This window comes from Pseudomonas sp. SIMBA_067 (assembly GCF_046534675.1).
In the GTDB taxonomy this organism is placed as follows: domain Bacteria; phylum Pseudomonadota; class Gammaproteobacteria; order Pseudomonadales; family Pseudomonadaceae; genus Aquipseudomonas; species Aquipseudomonas putida.
Map to the genome: position 1 here is coordinate 1 of NZ_JAWRYH010000117.1, position 362 is coordinate 362.

1 protein-coding gene is annotated in these 362 nt (G+C 67.1%); it reads left to right on the forward strand.

Features of this window, described 5'->3' with window-relative positions; translation table 11 throughout:
- The coding region (locus SB765_RS28315; protein ID WP_410932312.1) for an efflux RND transporter permease subunit at positions 1-362 on the forward strand (362 nt) is incomplete at both ends.

Sequence of the window (362 nt, forward strand, 5' to 3'; positions counted from 1 at the left end):
CCGGTGTGATCTACCGGCAGTTCTCCATCACCATTGTTTCGGCGATGGCGTTGTCGGTACTGGTTGCCCTGATCTTTACCCCGGCCTTGTGCGCCACCATGCTCAAGCCGATCGACCCGGAAAAACACGGGCAACCCAAGCGCGGCTTCTTCGGCTGGTTCAATCGCGCCTTCGCGCGCCTGACCACGCGCTATACGGTGCGCGTGGCCGGCGTGCTGGCGCGGCCGGCGCGCTTCGGGCTGGCCTACGCGCTGGTGATCGGCGTGGCGGCGCTGCTGTTCGCGCGGCTGCCGTCGTCGTTCCTGCCCGACGAGGACCAGGGCAGCTTCATGGCCATGGTGATCCTGCCGCAAGGCTCGCCG